This is a genomic window from Kribbella polygonati (assembly GCF_050320105.1).
Classification (GTDB): Bacteria; Actinomycetota; Actinomycetes; order Propionibacteriales; family Kribbellaceae; genus Kribbella.
The window spans coordinates 2,487,263-2,505,927 of sequence record NZ_CP190129.1 but is presented as its reverse complement, the minus strand read 5'-3'; the positions used below and the strand labels follow the sequence as shown (position 1 = coordinate 2,505,927).

Below are 18,665 nucleotides of genomic sequence, written 5' to 3'. Positions count from 1 at the left end.
AGCGATGCGGACCGCCAGGCCATCACAATCGGCCGTTCCTCGCGATCTCAGGCGTGGCCAGGCGGTGCGGTCGCGATTGTGATGGCCTGGGGATCCGGGGCCCCGGACCTGCGGCACTCATCAACCCGGCGACACGCCGCCGTCGCCACGTGACACGCCGCGAACGCGGCGTGTCGGGGAGGTTGGTGAGTGTCACACGTCCGCGCGGACGAATTCCTGCAGCCAGCGGCCGCTCTTCTTCACGATGCGCTGCTGGGTCGCGTAGTCGACGTACACGATCCCGAAGCGGCGGCTGTAGCCCCAGGCCCACTCGAAGTTGTCGAGGAGGGACCAGGCGAAGTACCCCTTCAGCGGGAACCCTTCCGCGACCAGGTCCTTGCAGACGGCAACGTGTTGCTGCAGGTAGTCGAGCCGCTCGTCGTCCTCGACCTGACCGTCGGCGGTGACGACATCCGGGTACGCCGACCCGTTCTCGGTGACGTACAACGGCAGCTCCGGCGCGAGTTTGTTGATCGAGACCAGGATGTCGCGCAGTCCGGACGCCTGGATCGGCCAGCCCATCTGGGTCTTCGGCAGACCGGTGTCGACGGTGACGACGTTCTCGCTGCCGGGCTGGGTGCTCGGACCGGGGGTGGAGATCGGCCCGTCCGGCGCGGCGACCGTCGTGGGGCAGTAGTAGTTCACGCCGACGAAGTCCAGCGGTGCCCCGATCAGCGGCAGGTCCGCCTCCTGGGCCGCGAACCAGTCGGTCATCCCGGTGTCCTCGAGCACGTCCGCCGGGTACTGCCCGGACAGCAGCGGCTCCAGGAAGAGGCGGTTCCGCAGCCCGTCGATCCGGCGGGCCGCGTCGCGGTCGGCGGGGGAGTCGGTGGCGGCGTGGATCGGCGCCGGGTTCAGTGCGATGCCGTACGTGCCACCCTCGGTGCGGATCGCGTCCAGTGCGAGCCCGTGCCCGAGCAGCAGGTGGTGGACGGCCTTCAGCGCGTCGGCGCCCTCGGACCGGCCCGGCGCGTGCTCGCCGTTGCCGTACCCGAGGAACGCCGAGCACCACGGCTCGTTCAGCGTCATCCAGTGCTTGACCACGTCCGACAGCGCGTCGTGGGTGACGGCGGCGTAGTCGCGGAACCGCTCCGCGGTGTCGCGGACCAGCCAGCCGCCGGCGTCCTCGAGCGGTTGCGGCAGGTCCCAGTGGTAGAGCGTCGCGTACGGCGTGACGCCGTTCGCCAGGCAGGTCTCCGCGAGCCGCCGGTAGAAGTCCAGCCCGGGCCGGTTCAGGGTGCCGGCCGGCATGATCCGCGGCCAGGCGATCGAGAACCGGTACGCCGTCAGCCCGAGGCCGGCGAGCAGCCGGATGTCGTCGGCGAACCGGTGGTAATGGTCGTCGGCGACGTCGCCGGTGCTGCCGTCCGCGATCGCGCCCGGGGTGTTCGCGAACGTGTCCCAGATGCTCGGGCCGCGCCCGTCCGCGTGGATCGCGCCCTCGACCTGGTACGACGCGGTCGCCGCGCCCCAGGTGAACCCGCTCGGGAAGCCGTTCGTCACGTCGTCTCCTTCTCGACCCAGTGTTGCTCGTCGGGAAGCAGGCTACCTAACCGGTTAAGCAGCTCCTCGGGGAGGTCTACGGCGAGCGCCTTGGTGAGCGCGTCGACCCGGGCGGGCTTGGTGATCCCGACCACGGTGCCGGCGATGCCCGGATCGTCCACCGAATGCCGGAGCGCCGCGGTGGCCAGGTCGACGCCGTACTCGCGGCAGGCCTCGTCCATCGCGGTGACGGCCGCGAGCAGGGCGGGCGGCGCCTCGCGATAGGCGTACTTGGTCGCGCCGCCCGGGTTCGCGAGGATGCCGCCGCCGTAGACGGCCGCGTTGACGACCGCGATGCCGTCGGCGCGGGCGCGCCGGAAGATCCGGTCGGCGGAGTGGTCGACGAGGCTCCACCGGTTGTGCACCAGCAGTACTTCGAACCCGCCGAGGTCGAGGTACCGGGACAGCTCGCGGGTGTCGCCGCCGGCCAGTCCGACGTGGCCGATCTCGCCGTCCGCCCGGAGCTGCATCAGCGTGTCGACGGCGTCGCGCATGGTGCCGAACTCGTGCGCCTCCGGGTCGTGCAGATAGACCAGCGGCAGGTCGTCGAGCCCGAGCCGTTCCTTGCTCTCGGCAACACTCGCCCGGACCCTCGTACCTGAGTAGTCGCCGTCGCGAGCGTCCACCTTGGTCGCGACCAGGAACCCGTCGGGCAGGCCGCCGTACTCGCGGATCGCCTGGCCGATCCGGGTCTCGCTGGTCCCGTCGCCGTACCCGTTGGACGTGTCGATCCAGCTGAGCGGGCTGTCGAAGACCCGCAGTACGAGGTCGACGGCCTCCTGTGCGGTCACGTCGTACCCGAAGACGGCGGGCATGCCCGCGATGCCGCTGCCGCCGGCGCAGACGGCCGAGACGGTGAGCCCGGTGGACCCGAGCGGGCGGAGCCAGTTGTTGGTCATGCGCGCGAGCCTAGACGGCGCGGCTTTGTAGGGTTGGGGGCATGGTGGTGCGGTTGAGCGAACAGTGGCCCGAGGTCAGTCCCGACCGCTTGCTCTCGGAGTGCGTCCCGCCACCCCGGTTCACGGATGCCCGCTTCACGACGTACCGCCCGAACCCCGACGAGCCGACCCAGTCCGAGGCCCTCGCCGCCCTGACAACCCGCGCGGCCCACCTGGCCGCCCCCAGACGAGCCCCCACCTTCTGGTCCCGCCTCCGCCCCTCCACCACAGTCCCGGGCAAACCGGGCATCTACTTGGACGGTGGATTCGGAGTAGGAAAAACCCACCTCCTGGCCTCGCTCTGGCACGAGTCGGCCGCCCCGAAGATGTACTGCACCTTCGTAGAACTCACCAACCTCGTCGGCGCCCTGGGCCTCCGCGCAGCCGTCGACAAGCTCTCCTCGTACCGCCTGATCTGCATCGACGAGTTCGAGCTGGACGACCCCGGCGACACGATGCTGCTCTCCCGCCTGATCGGCCAGCTCGTCGACGCCGGTGTCGAATTCGCGGCCACCTCGAACACGCTCCCGGACAAGCTCGGCGAGGGCCGGTTCCAGGCCGTCGACTTCCTCCGCGAGATCCAGGGCCTCGCCGCCCGCTTCGACGTACGCCGGGTCGACGGCCCCGACTACCGCCACCGCGGCCTCCCGGTGGCGCCCGACCCGTGGCCGGACGAGAAGGTCGCGCACGAGGCCGCCGTACGCCGGAACGCGTCGTGCGACCACTTCGTCGACCTGCACCGGCACCTCGCGGAGCTGCACCCGAACAAGTACGGCGCGCTCCTCGACGGGATCGAGACCGTGGCGATCACCGACCTCCGCCCGCTCACCGACGAGAACGTCGCGCTCCGGATGGTCGTCCTCGCGGACCGGATGTACGACCGGAACCTGCCGCTGCTGGCGGGCGGCGTACCGCTGGACGAGCTGTTCTCGAAGGACATGCTCAAGGGCGGCTACCGGAAGAAGTACCTGCGGGCGCTGTCCCGGCTGATCGCGCTGGCCCGCGCTGCGTGACGGGGAACTCGCCGCCCGATGAGGCAGGATGAGGGAATGGCGAAGCAGAAGAAGGGCGAGAAGGCGTCCAAGAAGCCGGTGGTGAAGGCTGCGAAGGCTCCGAAGGCCGCGGCGGAGAAGGCGCCGGAGCCGGTGGCCGGCGGGGGACTGCGGGAGCTCTTGCGGGTGCCGGCCGGCGAGGTCGACCTGACGACGTACGACACGCGGTCGACGGCCGGGTTCGGCGGTACCAAGGACGACGGCAAGGAGGCGCTGGCGGGTCTCGGCGCCGAGGTGTCGGACTGGCAGGAGCGACTGTTCGCCGAGGGCCGCAGCGGCGGGGAGCGGAGCGTCCTGCTGGTGCTGCAGGGGATGGACACCTCCGGCAAGGGCGGCGTGATCCGGCACGGCGCGGGGCTGATGGACCCGCAGGGCCTGAAGATCACCTCGTTCAAGGCGCCGACGCCGGCCGAGAAGCGCCGCGGGTTCCTGTGGCGGATCCGGCAGGCCGTGCCCGGCGGCGGCATGATCGGCATCTTCGACCGTTCGCACTACGAGGACGTGCTGATCGCCCGCGTCCGCGAACTGGTCACGCCGAACGTCTGGACCCGGCGCTACGACCAGATCAACGACTTCGAGGCCGAGCTGACCGCGAGCGGCGTGACGATCGTGAAGTGCTACCTGCACATCTCGCCCGAGGAGCAGCGGGCCCGGCTCGAGGCGCGCCTCGACGACCCGACGAAGCACTGGAAGTACAACCCGGGCGACGTCGACGAGCGGCAGCTGTGGCCGGACTACATGGACGCGTACCACGCGGCCATCGAGCGCTGTAACACCCCGGACGCCCCGTGGTACGTGATCCCGAGCGACCGCAAGTGGTACCGGAACTGGGCGGTCACCACGATCCTGCTCGAGACGCTGCAGGAACTGAACCCGGAGTGGCCGGCCGCCGACTTCGACGTCGAGAAGGAAAAGAAGCGCCTCGCGGCGACCTGAGCTCAGCTGTCCGGGTCGACGCCGTGCCGCCGCAGCAGGTCGCGGAGCTTCGCGACCTGCTCGTGCAGGCGCTCGTTCTCGTCCAGGACCGAGTTCAGCTCGGCGATCAGGTGGTGCCTGCGGCCGTACGTCGACCAGGTCTGCGCGGCGTCGTCGGCGAGCATGCTGGTGACGAGGTCCTCGGACCGCCGACGCCAGTTCATCCGCTGCTCGAGCTTGCGCCGTACCTCGTCCACGTCCTCGGCGAGCTTGGTGAGGATCTGGCCGCCGACACCGTCGGCGTCGTGCAGTACGCCGAGCAACAGGTGCTCCGGCCCGACCTGCTCCGCACCGCGCGCCCGCGCCTCGCCCCAGGCGAACTCGAACGTGCTCTTCGCCCGCGGCGTGAACGGGATCGCGGCGGTGCCCGCGCCGCTCTTGCCGCGCCCGATGATCTCCACGACAAGATCCCGCACCGCCGGTGCCGTGATGCCCAGGTCGGCCAGCACGCTCGACGCAGGGCCCGATCCCTCCACGATCACGCCGAGCAGCAGGTGCTCGGTGCCGACGTACACGTGGTCGAGGCCGCGGGCCTCCTCCTGCGCCAGCACGATGATCTGCCGGGCTTCCTGGCCGAACTGTTCGTACATCCGGATTCCCCTCCACCACTCTTGTTCGACGTCGAAGGCCAGGGACTCCTCGGTCAGCAGCAGCTCGATCCGCAGAGCGTCCTGCAGGTCCTCCGCGGCGACCGGGTGGTACTCGAGCCGGCTCCGGACGAAGTCGCCGGCCTCCGCGTCGTCGGCGGCACCGGCCGTGATCCGGTCGAGCAGTTCGTCGACGTCGACGACCGGCTCCAGCCGGAGCTCGGCCCCGTTGAGTGACACCAACTGCAGCACCACCGCGACCGCGACGACCCGGTTCGCCCCGTCGAACGGCCGCGCGCGGACCAGCCCCGCGAGCAGTACGCCGGCCGCCTCCGCGAGACCGCCAGTCCGCCGTACGTCGGCCAGCACCCGGTCGATCGCGTCGAGGTTCGAGCGGCGTACGACGTCGTCGGACGCGCAGCGCAGGACCCGCGCCGCGACGGCGAGGACGTCGTACCGGCCGAGGTGCCGCATCAGTCGTCTCCACGCAGCCGGCGCAGTGATTCCTCGTGGCGGGTCAGGTTCTCCTCGAGCAACTGGCTGAACTGGGCGTCCTGCCGGCGCTGGTCCACCAGCGCCGCGATCGCCTCGCGCGCCACGTCCGACACCGATCGTCCCTCCACCGACGCCACCGTCTGCAGCCGGTCGGCCAGCTCCGGGTCGAGCCGCAGCAGGATGTTCTTGGTCACGTCCTTCGCCATAGATAGCAAGATATCACGCTATCCGAAGGGGGTACTGGCAGGATCTCCCTCCCCGCGTCGCGCCGGCTCTACCGTCGGGTCATGCACACACGAACGCTCGGTCAAGGACTGCAGGTGTCGGCGGTCGGTCTCGGCTGCATGGGGATGTCGCAGAGCTACGGCCCGAACCCCGGCGACCGCGCCGAGATGATCGGCGTCATCCGGTACGCCGTGGAGCACGGCGTCACGTTCTTCGACACGGCCGAGGTGTACGGGCCGTACGTGAACGAGGAACTCGTCGGCGAGGCGCTGGCGCCGGTGCGGGACCAAGTGGTGATCGCGACGAAGTTCGGCTGGAACATCGAGGACGGGAAGATGCTCGGCACGAACTCCCGCCCGGAGCAGATCCGCCGCGTCGCGGACGAGTCGCTGGGCCGGCTCGGGATCGACGTGATCGACCTGTTCTACCAGCACCGGGTCGATCCCGAGGTGCCGATCGAGGACGTCGCCGGGACGGTGGCCGAGCTCGTCCAGGCCGGGAAGGTACGGCACTTCGGGCTGTCCGAGGCGGGCGCGGCGACGATCCGGCGGGCGCACGCCGTACACCCGGTGACCGCTGTGCAGAGCGAGTACTCGCTGTGGACGCGTGACCCGGAGCCGGAGGTGCTGCCCGCGTGTGCGGAGCTCCGGATCGGGTTCGTGCCGTTCAGCCCGCTGGGCAAGGGGTTCCTGACCGGCACGGTGGACACGTCGACCGAGTTCAGTGCGGGCGACATCCGCAACCGGGTGCCGCGTTTCGAGGCAGCCAACCTGACGGCCAACGAAGCGCTGGTGACCTACGTACGCTCGCTCGCGGAGCCGAAGGGATGTACGCCGGGTCAGGTGGCGCTCGCCTGGTTGCTCGCCCAGCAACCGTGGATCGTCCCCATTCCCGGCACCCGCCGCCGCGAACGCATCGATGAGAACAACGCGGCCACCCAGGTAGCCCTCTCCGCCGACGAGCTGGCCGACCTCAACACCCTGGCCGCTCGCGTAGGCGTCCAAGGCAACCGCTACAACGCCGCCGGAATGGCCATGGTCGGCCTATAGGGTCGGCGGTATGGCGGATGTCGTGGTGGTGGGGCTGGGGGCGTTCGGGTCGGCAGCGTTGTGGCGGTTGGCTGCTCGCGGGGTTGATGTCGTGGGCATCGAACGGCAGGGGATCGGGCATGCGTTCGGGTCGTCACACGGGACGACGCGGTTGTTCCGGGTCGCGTGCATGGAGCATCCGGGGCTGACGGCGATCGCGCGGAAGTCGTTGGCGTTGTGGACGGAGCTGGGGGAGCGCACGGGTGCGACGTACGTCCGGCAGACTGGCTCGCTCAACGTGGGAGCGCCGGGAAGCCAACCGGTGAAGGGCGCGCGAGCGGCGGCTGGTGCGCGGACGCGTGACCTCACCCACGACGAGCTGCATCAACGGTTCCCGCAGTACCAGCTGGCGGCGGACGATGTCGCGGTCTGGGACCCGGACGCGGGTATCTGCTACGCCGAGCCGACCGTCCGCGCGCACGTGGCCGAGGCTGAGCGGCTCGGCGCGACCGTGTATCCGCACACGATGGTGACGGCGATCGACGTCCGTCCCGACGGCGTCACCGTTCGTACGCCGACCACCACCATCACCGCCGAGCAGGTCGTGATCGCGACCGGCGCCTGGTTGAGCAAACTCGTCCCGGACGTGACCCTGTCACCACGTCGTACGCCGTTGTTCTGGTTCCAGCCGAAGGACCCCGCCTCGGACGCGTTCCGGCTGCGGAACTTCCCGTCCTTCATCTGGGAGTTCGCGGACGGCCGCGGCCTCTGGGGACACGGCTCCGACGAGGACTTCCTGGTGAAGGTCGGCCTCGACGGCGCCGACCGCGACCGCGACGTCGACCCGGACGAGCTGGACCGCTACATCCACCCCCGCAAGGACATCGCCGAACTGTCCGGCGCCATCGCGCAGCACTTCCCGGACCTCGACCCCGAGCCGGTCAAGCTGATGCCCTGCATGGTCACGGACTCGCTCGACGGCCAGTTCCTGGTCGGGCGGTACGGCGACCGCGTCCTCATCGCCGGCGGCGACAGCGGCCACGGCTTCAAGCACTGCGCCGGAATCGGCGAACTGCTCGCCCAGCAGACAACGAAGGAGACGCCCTACACGGACGCCTCCTTCGTCGACCCACACAGGTTCTAGGCGGTACGAACGAGCTCCGGACGTGCGAGCACCGGCCGCGGCGCCGGCTCCAGCGTCAGCAGGTCCAGACCGGCGACGCCGTACCGGAGCATGACCAGCCGCGCCACCTCGCCGCTGACGCCGAGCGGACGCGACACCGCGACCGCACCGGCCCGGCGCGAGGTGGACTCGGCACGGTCCGGCAGGACGCCCGGCGCGAGGAAGAGCGAGCCGACCGCCACGTGCCGCCGGCCCTCCAGCCGCCATTGCAGCACGGCCTCGGCGGGTGACGGCGACGCCGCGCACACGAACGCGGCGGTGACCGGCAGCTTGTGCCGCTGACCCCACAGGCGGGCGAGTCGCGTGACGCTCGCGTTCGCGTGCGAGTCGCTGGACCCGGCGCACGCCAGCACCAGCGCGTCCAGCTCCCGCACCCGGCCGCCCTTGAGCTCGGCCCGCATCCGGCGGTCGAGGACGTCGAGCAGCGTGTCGTCGTACCCGAGCACGTCGGAGGCGATCACCCGCAGGCCCGGGAACCGGCTGCGCGCCTCGTCGATGACGGCCGGTACGTCGATCCGCGCGTGGTAGGCGGCCGACAGCAGCAGCGGCAGGACGACGACCTCCTCGACGCCCTCGGCGGCGAGCTTCCCGAGCACCTGGTACGGCGTCGGCGGGCAGTGGTCGAGGAAGGAGGCTTCGATCCGCAGGTCGGCACGCATCTCACGCAGGCACTTGACGAGGGCGTGGACGGTGGCGGCCGAGCGCGGGTCGCGGCTGCCGTGGGCGAGGATCACGAGCGCTGGAGCAGTCACAGCAGTTCCCCTTCTTCGTCGTCGATCATGCCGGCCGCCAGCGTCCACCCGTCGTGGGCGTCGATCAGCAGGAACGATCCGGTGATGGTGTTGCGGGAGTACGGGTCGGCGGCCAGCGGTGCGGCGATCTTGAGTTGCACCTTGCCGATGTCGTTCAGGGCGAGCTCGGCGGCGTCGATGACGCCGAGGGTGTCGAGGTCCAGCGCGCCGGTGATCTTGGTGACGATCGCCTGCGCGGTGGTCGTGGTGTGCTTGATCAGCACCCGGGCCCCGACGGTCAGCGGCCGGTCGGACAGCCAGCTGACGGTGGCGGCCAGCTCCCGGCGGGTGCCGGGGGAGGCGTCGGCGGCGACGATCACCGAGCCGCGGGCGACGTCGAGGTCGTCCGCGAGCCGGACCGTGACCGCCTCACCGGCGATCGCGGACGGCCGTTCGGCGACCGCGGTACCGGTCGCGGTGACAACCGGGCGGTCGATGCCGGCGATCGACGTACGGCGGCCGGCCGGCAGCACGATGACCGGGTCGCCGACCGTGACGGTGCCGGAGGCAACGGTTCCGGTGTAGCCGCGGTAGTCGCGGTACTCGTCGTCGGTCTGCGGGCGGATCACGTACTGCACCGGGAACCGCAGCGGCTGCCGCGACGTGTCGGTGCGGCCGTTCGCGTTCTCCAGGTATTCCAGCAGTGTCGGCCCGTCGTACCAAGAGGTCTGGGCGGAGTGCTCGACGACGTTGTCGCCGACGAGGGCGGAGACCGGGATGGCCTGGACGTCGGCGATGTCGAGCTGGTCGGCGACCTCGTTGACCTCTTTGGCGATCTTCGTGAACACGGCCTCGTCGTAGCCGACCAGGTCGATCTTGTTCACCGCGAGTACGACGTGCGGCACCCGGAGCAGCCCGGCGACCGCGAGGTGCCGGCGGGTCTGCTCGAGTACGCCGTGCCGCGCGTCGACCAGGATGATCACCACGTCCGCGGTCGAGGCGCCGGTGACGGTGTTCCGGGTGTACTGCACGTGCCCGGGGCAGTCGGCCAGGATGAACGACCGCTTGTCGGTGGCGAAGTACCGGTAGGCGACGTCGATCGTGATGCCCTGCTCGCGTTCGGCCCGCAGGCCGTCGGTGAGCAGTGCGAAGTCGAAGTCGCCGCCGCGCGCCTCGGAGACGGTTTTCACGTGCGCGATCTGGTCGGCGAGGATCGCCTTGCAGTCGTGCAGCAGCCGCCCGACCAGCGTCGACTTCCCGTCGTCCACCGAGCCGGCCGTTGCCAGCCGCAACAGGGTGCTCATCAGAAGTACCCCTCTCGTTTGCGGTCTTCCATCGCGGCCTCGCTGGCCCGGTCGTCGGCGCGGGTCGCGCCCCGCTCGGTGATCTCACTGGCCGCCACCTCGACCACCACGTCCGCGGCGGTCGTCGCCGTCGACGCGACCGCGCCGGTGCAGGACATGTCGCCGACGGTCCGGTACCGGACGGTGCGCTGGGCGACGGTCTCGCTGTCGCGCGGTTGCGAGTAGGGGCCGACGGCAAGCAACATGCCGTCGCGCTCGAACACGTCCCGCTGGTGGGCGTAGTAGATCGACGGCAGCGGGATCTGCTCGCGCTCGATGTAGTTCCAGATGTCCAGCTCGGTCCAGTTGGACAGCGGGAACACCCGGACGTGCTCGCCCGGCCGGTGCCTGCCGTTGTACAGCGACCACAGTTCGGGGCGCTGGTTGCGCGGGTCCCACTGGCCGAACTCGTCGCGGAGGCTGAAGATCCGCTCCTTCGCCCGGGCGCGTTCCTCGTCCCGGCGGCCGCCGCCGAACACGGCGTCGAACCGGTGCTGGTTGATGGCGTCGAGCAACGGAATCGTCTGCAACTGGTTCCGCGTCCCGTCGGTCCGCTCCCGCAGCCGGCCGTCGGCGATGTAGTCCTCCACACTCGCGACCTCGAGCCGCAAGCCCAACTGCTCGACCACGGAGTCGCGGTACGCCAGGACCTCCGGGAAGTTGTGCCCGGTGTCGACGTGCAACAGCGTGAACGGCACACCCGCCGGCGCGAACGCCTTCCGCGCCAGGTGCAGCATCACGATCGAGTCCTTGCCACCGGAGAACAGGATCACCGGCCGCTCGAACTCCGCCGCCACCTCGCGGAACACGAAGATGGACTCGCTTTCCAGAGCGTCGAGCTCTGTCACCGTCGCGGTCATGTGTGCAGCCCGCATTCCACCTTGCCGGTGCCCGCCCAGCGGCCGCTGCGCGGGTCCTCGCCCGGCGCGACGCGTTGCGTGCACGGCTCGCAGCCGATCGACGGGTAGCCGTCGTACTGCAGCAGGTTCACCAGTACGCCGTTGTCCTGGATGTAGCTGTCCAGGTCGTCCTGCGTCCACGGCGCGATCGGGTTCAGCTTCACCATGTCGCGCTTCTCGTCGTACTCGACGACCGGTGTGTTCGCGCGGGTCGGCGCCTCCTCGCGGCGGATGCCGGTGACCCACGCCTTGTACCCGGACAGGTACCGGTTCAGCGGCTCGACCTTGCGCAGCGCGCAGCACTTGTTCGGGTCGCGGTCGTGCAGCTTCGCGCCGTACTCCGCGTCCTGCTCGGCCACGGTCTGCTTCGGGGTGGCGTTGATCAGGTGGATCGGCAGCGTCGCGGCCACCGCGTCCCGGGTCCCGATCGTCTCGGCGAAGTGGTAGCCGGTGTCCAGGAACAGTACGTCGACCCCGGGCGCGGCCTGCGCCGCCAGGTGGGGGAGCGCGCCGTCGGCCATCGAGGCGGTCACGACGAGCTCGTCGCCGAACGTCTCGCGCGCCCAGGCGAGCACCTCGACCGCCGACGCGTCGGCGAGCCGCTCGTTCGCCTCCTCGGCGATCGTCTTCAAGTCACTCATTCCACCGTCACCCGCAACCCGATCATCTTCAGCTGGAACACCCGTGCACACGGCCGGCACTCCCACGCGCCATGGCCTTCCTCGGAGGGCCTGAGGTCCTCGTCTCCGCAGTACGGGCAGTACAGGGGCGCAGCACGCTCGCTCATGCCAACGCCTCCTGATCGGCCCGGGTGACCCACTGGGCGAACCGCTCGCCCGCGTTGCGCTCCTTGAGGTAGTTCTGGGTGACGCGCTCCACGTAGTCGGTCAGGTCGTCCGCCGTCACCTTGTGACCGCGAAGCTTCCGGCCGAAGCCGGCGTCCAGGCCGAGGCCGCCGCCGAGGTGCACCTGGTACCCCGGCACCTGGTTGCCGTCGGCATCCATCACCAGCTGGCCCTTGAGCCCGATGTCCGCGGTCTGGATCCGGGCGCAGGAGTTCGGGCAGCCGTTCACGTTCACGGTGATCGGTACGTCGAGGTCGGGGATCCGCTCCTCGAGCTCGGTGATCAGCTGCGCCGCCTTCGCCTTGGTCTCGACGATCGCCAGCTTGCAGAACTCGATCCCGGTGCAGGCCATCGTGTTCCGCCGCCAGGCGCTCGGCTTCGCCTGGAAGCCGAGCTTGTCCAGTTCGGCGACCAGCGAGTCGACCTGCTCGGGTTCGACGTCGAGCACCAGCAGCTTCTGCTGCGCGGTGGTCCGGATCCGGTTCGACCCGTGCGCGGCGACGACGTCGGCGACCTGCGCCAGCGACGTACCGGAGACCCGGCCGACGACCGGCGCGACGCCGATGTAGTACTTGCCGTCCTTCTGCTTGTGCACGCCGACGTGGTCGCCCTGGACGGCCGGCACCTCGGGCGCCGGGCCGTCGATCAGCTTCCGGTTGAGGTACTTCGTCTCCAGCACCTCACGGAACTTCTCCACGCCCCAGTCCTGCAGCAGGAACTTCAGCCGGGCCCGGTTCCGCAGCCGGCGGTAGCCGTAGTCGCGGAAGATGCTGGTCACGCCCCACCAGGCCTCGGCGACCTCCTCGCGCGGGATCCAGGCGCCGAGCCGCTGCGCGAGCATCGGGTTCGTGGACAGGCCGCCGCCGACCCACAGGTCGAAGCCCGGGCCGTGCTCCGGGTGCACGACCCCGACGAACGCGATGTCGTTCACCTCCGGTACGACGTCGTGCGACGGGTGCCCGGTCAGCGCGGTCTTGAACTTCCGGGGGAGGTTGGAGAACTCGTCCGACCCGATGTACTTCGACACGATCTCGTCGATGGCCGGCGTCGGGTCGATGATCTCGTCGGCCGCGATGCCCGCGACCGGGCTGGCGATCACGACCCGCGGTACGTCGCCGCACGCCTCGGTGGTGTACAGCCCGACGGCCTCGAGCGCCTGCCAGATCGCCGGCACGTCCTCGATCGCGATCCAGTGCAGCTGGATGTTCTGCCGGTCGGTGATGTCCGCGGTGTCCCGCGCGTACTTCGTCGAGACCTCGGCGATCACCTTGAGCTGGTCGGTGGTCAGCTGCCCGCCCTCGACCCGGACCCGCATCATGAAATAGCGGTCGTCCAGCTCCTCCGGCTCGAGCGTCGCGGTCTTGCCGCCGTCGATCCCGGGCTTGCGCTGCGTGTACAGCCCCCACCAGCGGAACCGGCCGCGCAGGTCCGCGGGGTCGATCGAGTCGAAGCCGCGGTGCGCGTAGACGTTCTCGATCCGGGCCCGGACGTTCAGGCCGTCGTCGTTCTTCTTGTTCTCTTCGTTCTTGTTCAGCGGCTCGCGGTATCCGAGTGCCCACTGGCCCTCGCCCTTGCCCTTGCGCGGGCGGGCGGGCTTGCGAGCGGCGGGGGTGGTGACGCCGGCAGTCATCGGGGCGTGTCCTTGTCCTCGTGACAGGTACTCACCAGCGGCGGGGAGATCGAAGCGTCGTCGGTTCGATGTGTTCCGCGCGGTGCGCACCCAGCGGTGATCGGGGAATGATCAGGGGGCTGTCAGAACATCGAAGGACAACAGATGGCGCTGCGCATCCGCCCGAGGTCGACATGAATGCGACCTACGAGGTGGGTGGAAAGGGCAGCGAGCATGTCCACAAGCGTCAGCGCCAGCGCCTGACAAATCAACTCCCATTCCTACATCCTGAGATCCAATCTCACGATGTGGCTATGTCTAGCAGTCTGGTGCTGATTGATCCGGGCGTGTTCGGGGTTCCACAAGAACTCTTGTGCAAGAGTTCTTGTGGAAGCTACGGTGGCGTCCATGACACCTCCGAACCGGCGGCCCGTGAGCCCGTCCGTGCTGGCCGCGATGCACCATCCACTGCGCCGCCGGCTGCTCGACCTGCTGCACGTCGACGGCCCCGCGACCGCGTCCCGGCTGGCCGAGGCGACCGGAGAACTTGTCGGCAACGTGAGCCATCACCTGAAGGTTCTCGCGTCCGCGGGCGTGATCGTCGAAGCGCCTGAACTCGCGAAGACCCGGCGCGAACGCTGGTGGAAGCCCGGCGACACCTCGGAGTACTCGTGGTCGATCGCCGACGCCCAGGGCGACCCGGCGGGGGAGCTGATCGCGGCCTCGGCGGAGGACGTGAACCTGGCCCACCACGTCGGCAAGGTGCGGCAGTGGTTCGACATCCGGTACGAGTTCGACGAGCCCTGGGTACGGGCGGCGTACGCGACCGAGAGATGGCTCACATTGACGCCGGACCAGCTCGTCGAGCTCAGTGAACGGATCGAGGACCTGGTCCGCGAGTACCACGACCACCCGGCCGAGGGGGAGGACGCGCACCGCGTGTTCTTCTTCGCGCACGCGGTCCCCGCCCGGCCATGAGCGCCCCGGTCTTCCCGCCGCTCCGGAGAGACCGCCGGGTGCACGGCTGGATCCTGTCGGCCGGGATCTCCTGGGCCGGCGACGTCGCGTGGTACGTCGGTCTCGCCTGGAGCGCCGCCCAGGTGACCACCCCCGCCGGCGCCGGACTGGTGATGGGCGTCGGCGCGCTGCCGAAGGCGCTCATCCTGCTGTACGGCGGCGCGCTCGCGGACCGGCTCGACGGTCGGCGGACGATGATCCTCGCGAACCTGGCGCGGATCGTCGTACTCGCCGTCGCCTCGGTGGCGGTCCTGGCGTGGGGGTTGTCGCTCGGGCTGCTGATCGCTGTGGCGGTCGTGTTCGGGGCGGTCGACGCGCTGTACACGCCCGCGTCCGGGACGTTGCCGCGGCGGATGGTGCGGTCCGATGACCTGGTGAAGTTGTCGGCGGGTACGCAGCTGGTGACGCGGTTGGCGACGTTCGCGGGTGCTCCGTTGGGCGGGTTGCTGGTCGCGAACGGCGGTCTGGTGACGGTGATGCTGGTGGACGCGGCGTCGTTCGTGGTGATCGCGCTGGCGCTCGCGTTCGTGGTGAAGCCGCGGCTGCCGCAGCCGGCGTCGTCGGGCCGGTCCGTCCGCGCCGATCTGCGGGCCGGGTTCGCATATCTGAAGCGCGACGTACGGGCGCGGACGCTGGTGATCGCGTTCTCCGGACTGAACCTGTGCGTCGGGCCGGTCCTCGCGGTCGGGTTGGTGCAGCGCACGCACCGGGCGGGCTGGGGGCCGGCCTGGTTCGGGTGGTTCGAGGCCTGCTCCGGGATCGCGGCCGCGGCCGGCGCGCTGGTGGCGATCCGGTGGAAGCCGGCCGACCTGGCGCGGTCCGGGCTGCTGGCGCTCGTCGTACAGGCGGCCGGGTGCGCGATGATCGGGGTGGTGCCACGGCCGGCGGTCTTCGTCGCGATGGCGATGATCGGCGGTACGGCGGGGATCGCGTCGGCGCAGCTGTCGGCGGCGTTCCAGCAGTCGGTCGATCCGTCGTACCTCGGGCGCAGCTTCAGCATCGTGAACCTGTCCGACGAGGCGTTGATGCCGCTCGCGATGACCGGATTCGGCGCGCTGATCAGCCTGTCGGGCATCTCGGCCGCCTGCGGGGTGGTCGGCGTACTGTTCGCGGCGCTGATGCTGTGGGCGGGGACCCGGGTGCGTCCGCACGTAGACTCGGCGGGTGCCCGAGTGGGAGAGCGTCCGTGAGTTCACTCTCGGTAACGTCGAACGCCCGGCGACCCGCTACCGCAACCGGATCGACTGGGGCCCGAACGCGATCCGCGTCCCGTCCGGACCGCGCGACGATCGAGTCCTCGAGGCGTGCGCGTACGTCGGCCCCGAGCGATCGCTGTACGTCGACGCCGACCTGACCCGACTGCTCTGCCGCGTCGAGCAGCTGTCCGACCATACGTGGTCCGTCGTGGACGCAGACGACACCGAACTCGGCACCATCACCCGCCTCCCGTCCAGCCGCCCCCTAATCCGCCCCAACTGGCGCATCACCCAGCCCGGTCGACCGGACGTACTGGGTCGTACCGAATGGTTGAGCGGTCCGCCCGCCCGGCTCGCCGCGAAGGCCGCGGGCCGCTTGCTCGTCGGCGTACTCGACGGCCTGACCGGGATCGGTGACGACGGTGGCGACCAGCCGGTGCGGGTGCGCACCCTGGAGTGGCGTGCCGGTGACGAGGCCGTCATGTATTCCGAGGGCACCAACCTCATCACCGTCAAAGCCGACTGGCTGGACCGCCGGCTCGCCTTCGCCTACTGCCTGATCGCCACATGAGTCGGCGCACCGCACTCCGGACCGCGGAGCTGGTCCGCTCCGGCGAGCTGACCGCGATGGAGGTCGTCGAGGAGGCCCTGGACGCCGCCTGCCGGTTGGATCCGGTGCTGCACTTCCTGGCGGAACTCGACGCCGACGGGGCGCGCCGGGCGGCGGAGCGGGTGGATCCTGCCGGACCGCTGGCCGGCGTCCCGTTCCTGGTGAAGGCGCGTACGCCGCCGGAGTCGCCGATCCTCACCCGCCTGACCGCGGCCGGCGCGATCCCGATCGGCTGGTCGACCCGCGCGCGGACCGGCGCGGTCTCGCTGACGTTCGGCTGGAACGGGTACGAGTACACCCGCAACCCGTGGGACCTCTCCTGCTCACCGGGCGGTTCGACCGCGGGCGGAGCGGCCGCGGTCGCAGCAGGCGTCGTACCCCTGGCCACCGGCGGCGACAGCGGCGGGTCGCTCCGCATCCCGGCCTCGTTCTGCGGCATCGTCGGCTTCAAGGGCACGTACGGGCGGATTCCACGGCCCACCGGCCGAGGCCTCGGCGAACTCACCACCGCCGGCTTCCTCGCCGCCGACCTCGGCGACCTGATCCACGCCACCAGCCTCACCACCGGCCCGCATCGCCTGGACCCGACCGCCTTACCCCACTGGCCCGTCCCACCGCTCGACCAGCGCGCGTGGCGGGTCGCGTATCGCCCAACTCTCGGCGCCTGCCCGCCGGAAGCAGGCGTCGACCGAGTGATCCGACAGCGTCTGGCCGAGTGCGGCGTACAGGTGGTGGACGTACCGCTGAACCTCGCCCCGACCGACGAAGCCTGGCCGGTCCTGTCGGCCCTCGACAACGGCCGAGGCGTAACGACCGCTCAGGTCCAACGAGCACGAGAGATCCGAGACCACAACAACACCGCGCTGGCCGACCTCTTCACCCAGGTCGACGCCCTGATAACCCCCACAACCCTGACAGTTGCCCACGGCTACGACCAACACGAACAGTCGATCGTCACCGGCGACCCCTGCTGGACCTTCAACGTCACCGGCCACCCCGCGGTCAGCGTCCCCGCCGGCCTGTCAACCGGCCTGCCGGTCGGCGCCCAGGTCACCACCCCGCACGGCACAGACGCCACCGCCCTCGCAGTCGCCCAACGAATCCAAATAGACCTACCCCGACCGCCGACAGGTTGAACAGAGCTCGGTCGGCTAGCTTTCGGCGAAGACGGCCTTGGCGGCTTGGATGGCGGACATCGCTTTGGGCCAGCCGGCGTAGAAGGCGAGGTGGATGATCGCCTCCTTGAGCTCTGTTTCGGTGAGCCCGTTCTGCCGGGCGAGGCGTAGGTGGTTGGGCAGTTGCTCGAAGCTGCTCGACGTCAGCAGGCTGGCGACCGTGATGAGGCTGCGGTCGCGCGGCGACAGCTCGGCGCGTTTCCAGACGTCGCCGAACAGCACGTCGTCGGTGAGCTCGACGAGCTTGGGCGCGAAGTCGCCGATGGCTCGCTGGGCTGGTGTGGGTTCAGGCATGGTGGATTCCTTCAGGTCAGGCGTCGATCCTGCGGTTGCCGAGAGCGGTGACCATGGCGGGGTCGCGGTGGTCGAAGAACAGGCTGTCGCCGGTGTCGAGGGTGGCGATCTGCTCGAGTTCGTTATCGGTCAGGGTGACGTCGAAGATGTCTAGGTTCTGCGCCATCCGGTCCGGCCGGACGGACTTCGGGATGACGACGACGCCGCGCTGGATGAGCCAGCGCAGTACGACCTGGGCGACCGACTTGCCGTGGGCCTGGCCGATCGCGGTCAGGACCGGGTCGGTGAACAGGTTGTTGCGGCCTTCGGCGAACGGCCCCCAGGATTCGATCTGGACGCCGCGTTCGACCATGAGTTCCTGGTCGGCGACGCGCTGGTGGAACGGGTGTGTCTCGATCTGGTTGACCGCAGGGGTGATCTCGTTGTGCTCGATGAGGTCGACCAGGCGGTCGGGGTGGAAGTTCGAGACGCCGATCGCCCGGGCGCGGCCGTCGGCGTGGATCCGCTGCAGGGCGCGCCATTCGCTGTAGTAGTCGCCGAGCGGCTGGTGGATCAGGTACAGGTCGACGTGGTCCAGACCGAGCCTGTTCAGTGAGGCATCGAAGGCGCGCAGTGTGTCGTCCTCGACGCTGCCGGTCGGTGCGTGCTGGATCCACAGCTTCGTGGTGACGAACAGCTCGCCGCGGGCGATCCCGCTCGCGGCGATCGCGGCGCCGACGGCTTCCTCGTTGCCGTACGACGCGGCGGTGTCGAGGTGGCGGTACCCGGCCTCGAGCGCGGCTTCGACGGCGGCCTGGGTCTGGTCGTCGGGGATCTGGAAGACCCCGAACCCGAGGACCGGCATCTCGACGCCGTTGTTCAACGTGACGTTCCTGTTCATGG

The 18,665-nt window shown here is 70.1% G+C and carries 20 protein-coding genes; 8 read left to right on the top strand and 12 right to left on the bottom strand.

The features are described from left to right. Nucleotides 1–192: 192 nt before the first annotated feature. A complete protein-coding gene (locus tag ACQHIV_RS11950) occupies nt 193–1,542 on the bottom strand; it encodes a GH1 family beta-glucosidase (RefSeq protein ID WP_427893662.1) in 1,350 nt (449 codons plus the stop codon). Continuing rightward, nucleotides 1,539–2,480: an aldo/keto reductase gene (locus ACQHIV_RS11945; protein WP_427893660.1), complete on the bottom strand. Its 942-nt coding sequence runs from the start codon at nt 2,478–2,480 to the stop codon at nt 1,539–1,541. The genes ACQHIV_RS11950 and ACQHIV_RS11945 overlap by 4 nt, the downstream gene beginning before the upstream one ends. Before the next feature lie 41 nt (nt 2,481–2,521). Between ACQHIV_RS11945 and zapE the strand changes: the two genes are divergently transcribed. Further along, entirely contained in the window at nt 2,522–3,532 is a 1,011-nt protein-coding gene (gene zapE / locus ACQHIV_RS11940) for a cell division protein ZapE (protein WP_427893658.1), read from the top strand. Nucleotides 3,533–3,568: 36 nt separating this feature from the next. Then, nucleotides 3,569–4,507, top strand: a complete 939-nt coding sequence (locus ACQHIV_RS11935) for a polyphosphate kinase 2 family protein (RefSeq protein WP_427893656.1) — start codon at nt 3,569–3,571, stop codon at nt 4,505–4,507. A gap of 2 nt (nt 4,508–4,509) precedes the next feature. Here the strand turns inward: ACQHIV_RS11935 and ACQHIV_RS11930 are convergent, their stop codons facing one another. Beyond that, entirely contained in the window at nt 4,510–5,607 is a 1,098-nt protein-coding gene (locus tag ACQHIV_RS11930; protein WP_427893654.1) for a Clp protease N-terminal domain-containing protein, read from the bottom strand. Continuing rightward, complete coding sequence (locus ACQHIV_RS11925; RefSeq protein WP_427893652.1) at nt 5,607–5,834, bottom strand: ribbon-helix-helix protein, CopG family; 228 nt, start codon at nt 5,832–5,834, stop codon at nt 5,607–5,609. Before ACQHIV_RS11925 ends, ACQHIV_RS11930 begins: the two co-directional genes overlap by 1 nt. An 81-nt stretch (nt 5,835–5,915) precedes the next feature. Here ACQHIV_RS11925 and ACQHIV_RS11920 point away from each other — a divergent pair, with 81 nt between their 5' ends. Together ACQHIV_RS11920 and solA are read left to right on the top strand one after the other, a co-directional pair. Then, nucleotides 5,916–6,902 carry an aldo/keto reductase gene (locus tag ACQHIV_RS11920; protein ID WP_427893650.1) on the top strand — a complete coding sequence of 329 codons (987 nt, stop codon included), beginning with the start codon at nt 5,916–5,918 and terminating at the stop codon, nt 6,900–6,902. Nucleotides 6,903–6,912: 10 nt separating this feature from the next. Further along, nucleotides 6,913–8,025 (top strand): N-methyl-L-tryptophan oxidase, encoded by a 1,113-nt coding sequence (gene solA, locus ACQHIV_RS11915; protein ID WP_427893649.1) that lies wholly within the window; start codon nt 6,913–6,915, stop codon nt 8,023–8,025. On the opposite strand, the gene ACQHIV_RS11910 is transcribed toward solA, so the two are convergent. The 6 genes from ACQHIV_RS11910 to ACQHIV_RS11885 are packed head-to-tail and all read right to left on the bottom strand — an operon-like array spanning nt 8,022 to nt 13,512. Then, nucleotides 8,022–8,816 carry a sirohydrochlorin chelatase gene (locus ACQHIV_RS11910; protein ID WP_427893647.1) on the bottom strand — a complete coding sequence of 265 codons (795 nt, stop codon included), beginning with the start codon at nt 8,814–8,816 and terminating at the stop codon, nt 8,022–8,024. The two genes, solA and ACQHIV_RS11910, sit on opposite strands and share 4 nt — an antisense overlap. Continuing rightward, nucleotides 8,813–10,099, bottom strand: coding sequence for a sulfate adenylyltransferase subunit 1 (locus ACQHIV_RS11905; RefSeq protein WP_427893645.1), 1,287 nt, complete (start codon nt 10,097–10,099; stop codon nt 8,813–8,815). Before ACQHIV_RS11905 ends, ACQHIV_RS11910 begins: the two co-directional genes overlap by 4 nt. Then, nucleotides 10,099–10,998: a sulfate adenylyltransferase subunit CysD gene (gene cysD / locus ACQHIV_RS11900; RefSeq protein ID WP_427893643.1), complete on the bottom strand. Its 900-nt coding sequence runs from the start codon at nt 10,996–10,998 to the stop codon at nt 10,099–10,101. The genes ACQHIV_RS11905 and cysD overlap by 1 nt, the downstream gene beginning before the upstream one ends. Beyond that, on the bottom strand, nt 10,995–11,678 hold the full coding sequence (locus ACQHIV_RS11895) for a phosphoadenylyl-sulfate reductase (protein WP_427893641.1): 684 nt from the start codon (nt 11,676–11,678) through the stop codon (nt 10,995–10,997). Before ACQHIV_RS11895 ends, cysD begins: the two co-directional genes overlap by 4 nt. Next, the gene (locus tag ACQHIV_RS11890; RefSeq protein WP_166665480.1) at nt 11,675–11,824 is read right to left on the bottom strand and encodes a hypothetical protein; all 150 of its coding nucleotides are present in this window, start codon (nt 11,822–11,824) and stop codon (nt 11,675–11,677) included. Before ACQHIV_RS11890 ends, ACQHIV_RS11895 begins: the two co-directional genes overlap by 4 nt. Continuing rightward, on the bottom strand, nt 11,821–13,512 hold the full coding sequence (locus tag ACQHIV_RS11885; protein WP_427893639.1) for a nitrite/sulfite reductase: 1,692 nt from the start codon (nt 13,510–13,512) through the stop codon (nt 11,821–11,823). The genes ACQHIV_RS11890 and ACQHIV_RS11885 overlap by 4 nt, the downstream gene beginning before the upstream one ends. A 387-nt stretch (nt 13,513–13,899) precedes the next feature. On the opposite strand from ACQHIV_RS11885, the gene ACQHIV_RS11880 reads away from it, so the two are divergent. Genes ACQHIV_RS11880 through ACQHIV_RS11865 form a run of 4 tightly spaced genes read left to right on the top strand, consistent with a single transcriptional unit; the run spans nt 13,900 to nt 17,450 of the window. Further along, a complete protein-coding gene (locus ACQHIV_RS11880; RefSeq protein WP_427893637.1) occupies nt 13,900–14,469 on the top strand; it encodes a helix-turn-helix domain-containing protein in 570 nt (189 codons plus the stop codon). Further along, complete coding sequence (locus ACQHIV_RS11875) at nt 14,466–15,698, top strand: MFS transporter (RefSeq protein ID WP_427893635.1); 1,233 nt, start codon at nt 14,466–14,468, stop codon at nt 15,696–15,698. Before ACQHIV_RS11880 ends, ACQHIV_RS11875 begins: the two co-directional genes overlap by 4 nt. Further along, a complete protein-coding gene (locus ACQHIV_RS11870) occupies nt 15,673–16,275 on the top strand; it encodes a hypothetical protein (protein WP_427893633.1) in 603 nt (200 codons plus the stop codon). The genes ACQHIV_RS11875 and ACQHIV_RS11870 overlap by 26 nt, the downstream gene beginning before the upstream one ends. Then, entirely contained in the window at nt 16,272–17,450 is a 1,179-nt protein-coding gene (locus ACQHIV_RS11865; protein WP_427893631.1) for an amidase, read from the top strand. The genes ACQHIV_RS11870 and ACQHIV_RS11865 overlap by 4 nt, the downstream gene beginning before the upstream one ends. A gap of 15 nt (nt 17,451–17,465) precedes the next feature. Here the strand turns inward: ACQHIV_RS11865 and ACQHIV_RS11860 are convergent, their stop codons facing one another. Further along, nucleotides 17,466–17,783: a carboxymuconolactone decarboxylase family protein gene (locus ACQHIV_RS11860; RefSeq protein WP_427893629.1), complete on the bottom strand. Its 318-nt coding sequence runs from the start codon at nt 17,781–17,783 to the stop codon at nt 17,466–17,468. Between the two features lie 16 nt (nt 17,784–17,799). Further along, the gene (locus ACQHIV_RS11855) at nt 17,800–18,663 is read right to left on the bottom strand and encodes an aldo/keto reductase (RefSeq protein ID WP_427893627.1); all 864 of its coding nucleotides are present in this window, start codon (nt 18,661–18,663) and stop codon (nt 17,800–17,802) included. Nucleotides 18,664–18,665 lie beyond the last annotated feature (2 nt).